6 protein-coding genes, 1 tRNA gene and 1 pseudogene are annotated in these 5,681 nt (G+C 72.2%); 4 read left to right on the top strand and 4 right to left on the bottom strand.

Going from position 1 to position 5,681, the window contains the following annotated elements; genetic code table 11:
* Positions 1–711, top strand: a 711-nt coding sequence (locus AB0L40_RS25995) for an IclR family transcriptional regulator C-terminal domain-containing protein (RefSeq protein WP_364361412.1), incomplete at its 5' end; no start/stop codon positions are given.
* Between the two features lie 125 nt (positions 712–836).
* Here AB0L40_RS25995 and obgE read toward each other — a convergent pair.
* On the bottom strand, positions 837–2,180 hold the full coding sequence (gene obgE / locus AB0L40_RS25990; RefSeq protein WP_364361410.1) for a GTPase ObgE: 1,344 nt from the start codon (positions 2,178–2,180) through the stop codon (positions 837–839).
* Positions 2,181–2,234: 54 nt separating this feature from the next.
* Between obgE and AB0L40_RS25985 the strand changes: the two are divergent.
* Positions 2,235–2,429: pseudogene (locus AB0L40_RS25985) on the top strand (short-chain dehydrogenase); the annotation flags it as partial.
* Between the two features lie 320 nt (positions 2,430–2,749).
* On the opposite strand, the gene dcd reads toward AB0L40_RS25985, so the two are convergent.
* Complete coding sequence (dcd, locus tag AB0L40_RS25980; protein WP_364361408.1) at positions 2,750–3,328, bottom strand: dCTP deaminase; 579 nt, start codon at positions 3,326–3,328, stop codon at positions 2,750–2,752.
* Between the two features lie 75 nt (positions 3,329–3,403).
* Between dcd and AB0L40_RS25975 the strand changes: the two genes are divergently transcribed.
* Together AB0L40_RS25975 and AB0L40_RS25970 are read left to right on the top strand one after the other, a co-directional pair.
* Positions 3,404–3,910, top strand: a complete 507-nt coding sequence (locus AB0L40_RS25975) for a pyridoxamine 5'-phosphate oxidase family protein (protein WP_364361406.1) — start codon at positions 3,404–3,406, stop codon at positions 3,908–3,910.
* 56 nt (positions 3,911–3,966) lie between these two features.
* Positions 3,967–4,037: transfer RNA gene (locus tag AB0L40_RS25970), tRNA-Gly, on the top strand.
* Positions 4,038–4,345: 308 nt separating this feature from the next.
* Here AB0L40_RS25970 and AB0L40_RS25965 read toward each other — a convergent pair.
* Positions 4,346–5,245 (bottom strand): LamG-like jellyroll fold domain-containing protein, encoded by a 900-nt coding sequence (locus AB0L40_RS25965; RefSeq protein ID WP_364361404.1) that lies wholly within the window; start codon positions 5,243–5,245, stop codon positions 4,346–4,348.
* 34 nt (positions 5,246–5,279) lie between these two features.
* On the bottom strand, positions 5,280–5,681 hold a 402-nt coding region (locus tag AB0L40_RS25960; protein WP_364361402.1), incomplete at its 5' end, for a CBS domain-containing protein.

The raw sequence follows: 5,681 nt of genomic DNA, 5'->3' as shown, positions 1-5,681 counted from the left end.
ACCAGCGGCAACGCGATCAGGACGAGCATGCCGAGCAGCGAGCCGACGAACGCGCCGGCCTCGATCCGATCGAACGCCGTGATCGCCAGGTCGAGCGGCCGCTACCACCTGGGCCTCGAGCTCTACGCCCTCGCCGCGTCGACCGCGCAGCGCCGGCTGCTGTCGGTCGCGCCCGACGTGCTGCGGCACCTGGCCGGCGAGCTCGACGAGACCGTCCACCTGTGCACGCTGCACGGCATCGACGTCCTGACCCTGCGCTCGGAGTCCCCGCCGGCCCGCGCGACCGCGTGGGGCGCCTGGGAGGGCGAGACCGCGCCCGCGCACGCCACGAGCGCCGGCCGGGTGCTGCTCGCGGGCCTCTCCCCCGCCGCCCTGCGCGATCGCTACCGCGCCGCCGAGCTCTCGGGCACGGCGCCACGCAGCCGGGTGCAGAGCGTCGAGGACCTGAGCGAGGTGCTCGCCGAGGTCCGCGCGGCCGGGACGTCGGTCGTCCGCGAGGAGCACGAGGAGGGCGCGGTCGGGGTCTCCGCCCCCGTCCACGACTTCCGCGGCGAGCGCGTCGCGGCGATCAACGTCAGCGGCGACCGGCGCCTGCTGGACCCGCGGATCGACGTGGTCGTCGAGCAGGTCGCGGCGACCGCGGTCTCGCTCTCCCGCCTGCTGGGCGCGCGCACCCTCGCCGACGGCGACCTCCCGCGGCGCCCGACGTAGGTTCCGGAGGGCCGGCCCCGCGACGCTCGGGTCGGGGCCCGGTCCCCTCTCCGGGTGGCCCGAGCCTCGTCGAGGGCCACCGCGCCCCCGGCCCCGCGACGCTCGGGTCGGGGCCCGGTCCCTTCCTACGCCTCGGGGTCGAACTCGAAGAGGACGCCGGCGATCTCGACGTCGTCGCCCGGGCGGAAGCCCTGGTCCTGCAACGCCTCGATGACGCCCATCTTCCGCAGCCGCGTCTCGACGTACTGGAGCGACTCCTCGTTCTCGAGGTCGTGGCGGGAGAGCAGCCGCATGATGCCGTCGCCGAAGACGCGGAAGCCCTCGTCCTCGGTCTTCTCGACGGACCAGTCGCGGGCGACCTTCGGCCGGTAGACCTTGTGCTCGGCCAAGGGCGCGTCGGAGAGGTCCACGGCGCCGGGGCCGTCGACGGGCCGCTCGGGCACGGTGCGCAGCAGGAGCGCCCGGAGCGCGTCGACGCCCTGGCCGGTGGCGGCGGAGGTGACGACGATCGGCACGTCGGGCTCGACCGGCTCCTCCCAGTCCTCGAGGACCGGGACGTCCGGGCCGTCGAGGCGGGCGCGCCACTCGGCCTCGGCCTCGGCGGCGGCCTCGGGCGTCAGCAGGTCCGCCTTGTTCAGGACGAGGACGCGCGGCAGGGTCGCCAGCCGTGGGTCGTAGGCGGCGATCTCGGCCTCGATCGTCGCATGGTTCTCGACGGGGTCGGTGCCGTCGAACGGCAGCAGATCGACGACGTGCACGAGCATCCGGCACCGCTCGACGTGCGCGAGGAACTCGTGGCCGAGGCCCTTGCCCTCGCTCGCGCCCTCGATCAGGCCCGGGATGTCGGCGAGGATCAGCTGGCGGCGCTCGCCGTCGATCGTGCCGAGGTTCGGCTCGAGCGTCGTGAACGGGTAGTTGGCGACCTTCGGCCGGGCCCGCGTGGCGCGGGTGATCAGCGACGACTTGCCAGCGTTGGGCATCCCGATCAGGCCGACGTCGGCGAGCAGCTTGAGCTTCAGGTCGATCCAGCCCTCGTCGCCGGGCAGGCCCTTCTCCGCGAACCGCGGCGCCTGGCGGGTGGCCGACGCGAACCGCGCGTTGCCCCGTCCGCCTGATCCCCCGCGGGCGACGACGACCGTCTGCCCGGGGACGACGAGGTCGTGGACGGTCCCGTCGAGCCCGGTGATCTGCGTGCCCGGCGGCACCTTGACCACGAGGTCCTCGCCGTCGGGCCCCTTCTTCAGCGCGCCCTCGCCGTGCCGGCCGCGCGGCCCCTTGTAGTGCACGCGACGCGAGAAGGACTGCAGATCGCGGAACGAGTCGTCGCAGACGAACTCGACGTTGGACCCGCGCCCGCCGTCGCCGCCGTCGGGGCCGCCCATCGGGACGTGCGCCTCCCGCCGGAACGAGGTGCACCCGTCGCCGCCGTTGCCGCCCTGGACGAAGATGTGCGCGGAGTCGGAGAGCACCGGCGAATGGTCGCAGGTGCGGGGCGGGCGGCACCCGCCCCTTTGCGACACTCGGAGCTGAACGGCACCGGCGCGCGGGTGACGCTGATCGCCCCGGGCATGGTCGACACGCCGTTCTTCGACTCCAGGCCGGAGCTCGAGGCGCTGCACCCCGAGGACATCGCCGGCGCCGTCGTCTGGGCGCTGGGCCAGCCCGTCCGCGTGGACGTCAACGACATCCTGATCCGCCCGACGGCGCAGGACGGGTAGCGCCGTCCGACGTGGCGACCCCGCCGGACGGCGGAGTCCCCCCGTCGCGTCGCCGGCTCCTGGAGGTCCTCCGGCCCGCTCCTCCCGGCGTCTCGGACGTCCTCCGGCCCGCCAACCGCTGCCGACCCCGCGCGCCGGGTAGCGTCCGGATCATGAGCCTCCTCACGCCCGTCAACGCCTCCCGCTTCATCGGCATCGCCGGCTCGCTTCCCGGCGTGCTTCCGCCAGCTCGCTTCCCGGCGTGCTTCCGCCGGCTCGCTTGGCCGCGCTTCCGCCGGCTCGCTTCCCCGTCTGCTTCCGCCGGCCCGCTCAGGCCTGGCTCAGCGGGTCGGCCAGGTCCGGAAGTTCTGCGCCGACCGGCTCGCCGTCGGGCCGCGTTGCCCTTGGTAACGCGAGCCGTAGACCGCCGACCCATAGGGGTGCTCGGCCGGGCTGGACAGCCGGAAGATGCAGAGCTGGCCGATCTTCATCCCCGGCCACAGCTTGATCGGCAGGTTCGCCACATTGGAGAGCTCCAGCGTGACGTGCCCGGAGAAGCCCGGGTCGATGAAGCCCGCAGTCGAGTGGGTGAGCAACCCGAGCCGGCCGAGGCTGCTCTTGCCCTCGAGTCGAGCGGCGAGCCCTTGACCGAGGCTGATCACCTCGAGCGTCGACGCGAGCACGAACTCGCCGGGATGCAACACGAACGGCTGACCATCCTCGACCTCGACCGCGGCAGTCAGCTCGTCCTGCTGCTCGGCGGGGTCGATGTGGGTGTAGAGGTGGTTGTTGAACACCCGGAAGAAGCGGTCCAGCCGAACGTCGATGCTGGACGGCTGCATGAGCGTCGGCTCGAACGGCTCCAGCGAGAGGTCCCCGGATTTGATCTCGGAGACCAGGTCACGGTCGGAGAGCAGCATCGCAACACCATACCGACCTGCCCGGATCGGCGTGTTCGGTGGCCGTGTCGAACGTATGTTCGATAGAATGCTCACATGGCTTCCTGGTCCGATTTCGCCGCCGCCGAGCCGATGCTCGCCGCCGGCATCCGTGCGCTCCTCCAGCAGTACGGCCCCGGCATGGGTTACCTGGCGACGATCCGCCCCGACGGCGGCCCCCGCGTCCACCCGGTCTCCCCGGTCCTCACCGACGACGGCCTCTTCTGCTTCATCGTCGACTCGCCAAAACGCCGCGACCTCGACCGCGACGGGCGTTACGCCCTGCACTCCTACCCGCCCGAGGACAACGACGACGAGGCCTGCCTGACCGGCCGAGCCCTGCCCGTCCACGACCCGATGAAAGTGACCCGCCTGGCCGGCGCCCTGCACGCCTCACCCGACGTCGACTGGCGGCTCTACGAGCTCACCATCGAGACCGCGATGCTCCGCCACCACGGCCCAGCCGGCGCCCTCCCGCTGGCCGCGACCCCGTTCACCCCGGCATTCGCCCAAACGTGGCGGGCTCCCCGCAACTTACGGCGCACCCTCGCCGTCGCCAGCTGACGAGTGCGGGGCGGTCCCGACACAGAGCCGGATAATCAGGTACAGTGGGGCCGCTTGCGGGTGTAGTTCAATGGCAGAACATCAGCTTCCCAAGCTGACAGTGCGGGTTCGATTCCCGTCACCCGCTCGTTCCCGGGGTCCCCTTGTCCGCAGAAAGCGCGGACTTGGGGACCTCGCCTTTTCTCCTGGGGGCCGAGCCCCCAGACCCCGCGTTACGGTGCGTGCGGTGGGTGGGAAGGGTGCCGGGTTGGTCATGGGGCTGACGCCCCAGCCTGCGCTTGCTCGCCCGCCTAAAACACGTGCGAATGCTCGCTGTGTTCGGGGGCCGGTACCGGCATTGCGGTCCTTCTCGTCGCGCTCCTGCTGGGGGCGGTCCCAGCTCTGCGCCAGATGATCGACGCACTGGGTCCGGGCGCCGTGGAAAGCCGATAGGTGTCAGGGTGCGGGACGGCTGGGAGCCGGCGGTGGGTCGCCGATGGTGACGAAGACGTCGTCGATCGCGCCGGCGAACTGGTCGTTGCCTCGGCCCGGGCCCTTGCCGCCAACCCGCAGCGGCTCGGCGTTCGCGATCGAGAGCATCGCGGGGACCGGCACCCAGGCGCGCGGTGCGCCGTCGACGATCATGGTGAGGCGGGTCGGGGTGCGGCGGCACTCCAGGTCGTGCCAGGTGCCGTCGGCCACGTCGATCAGCGGCTCGGCGCGATAGATCCGGGCCCGCTGGCCGGCGATCACGCAGCTCGGGTGGCCCTGCCGGTGGTCGACCTGCAGCTTGAACTGGCTCACCCCACCGACCGAGTATCCCTTTTGGAGCACGTTCGCCCCGTCGGCCAGGTCGGCGTGGGTCATCAGGACCGAGGCGCCGTAGCGCAGCGGCAGCCGGCCGGGGTTGAGGTCGTCGTCGCGGACGCCTTCCAGGATTGCCCGCGGGCAATCCCGCTCCCGCGGCAGAGCGCATCGGTCCGGGTAGGCGACGGCCAGGCCACCCCGCTGGGGTACGAGCCTGAGCAGTCCACCGTTCTGCCCGACCGGCCGCAGGTAGTGCCGTCCGGCCAGGTCGACGATCGGGCGGCCGACGCCGTGGTCGAAGGTGTAACGGACGGTCACCGGACCGTTCGCCACCCGGATCCGCCCGGGCGGGACGGGAGCGGGCGTCTGGCCGGAGTCGGGCAGCACGCCACCAACCGGCGGGGTACGGACGGCGTCCGCGGCGTGTGCGTGGTGGGCGAGCAGAAGGGCACTGGTCAGAGCGAGGGTCGCTGACAGGGCGCCAAGCGAAACAGCGCGCCGCCGTGAGGGAAGCATGGGGCTATTGTCCGCATTGCCGCGAAACCGCAAAATCGAAACTCCGCTGGCTTTTGACGGAAATGCGTCAGCGACTCCGCGTCACCGGATGCGCTGCCCCGGCGGGTTCCCCGACAACCGCGTGCAGTACATCGTCCAATGTGATCACTCCGAGCGGCCGCCGCCCGTCGCTGACCAGCACGATGTGCAGCCGGTCCCGGCGCATGCTGAGCAGCAGATCGGCGAGGCTGCGGTCCGGTGCCACCACGGCCAGCGGGCGGATCACCTCCGCCGGGATCGGCAGCCGGCGCTGCGTCGACGCGTACCCAAGAATGTCTTTGACGTGCACGAAGCCCAGCACCCGGCGGGTGTCGCGCTGGACCACCGGGAAGCGTGAGCGGCCGCTGCGCGTCGCCACCGCTTCCAAGGTCGCCGGCGACACGTCGGCGGCCACCGTCGTGACCCGCGACCAGGGCAGCAGCGTGTCGGC

The sequence above is a fragment of the Patulibacter sp. NPDC049589 genome, from assembly GCF_040675535.1.
In the GTDB taxonomy this organism is placed as follows: Bacteria; Actinomycetota; Thermoleophilia; order Solirubrobacterales; family Solirubrobacteraceae; genus Patulibacter.
The sequence above is the reverse complement of the archived record's forward strand: the minus strand, read 5'-3'. Positions and strand labels throughout refer to the sequence as shown.

Coding starts and splice junctions, on each gene's coding strand:
- dcd (WP_364361408.1), bottom strand. CDS start 3,328: ATGCTGCTCTCCGACCGTGACCTGGTCTCCGAGATCAAATCCGGGGAC.
- AB0L40_RS25975 (WP_364361406.1), top strand. CDS start 3,404: ATGGCTTCCTGGTCCGATTTCGCCGCCGCCGAGCCGATGCTCGCCGCC.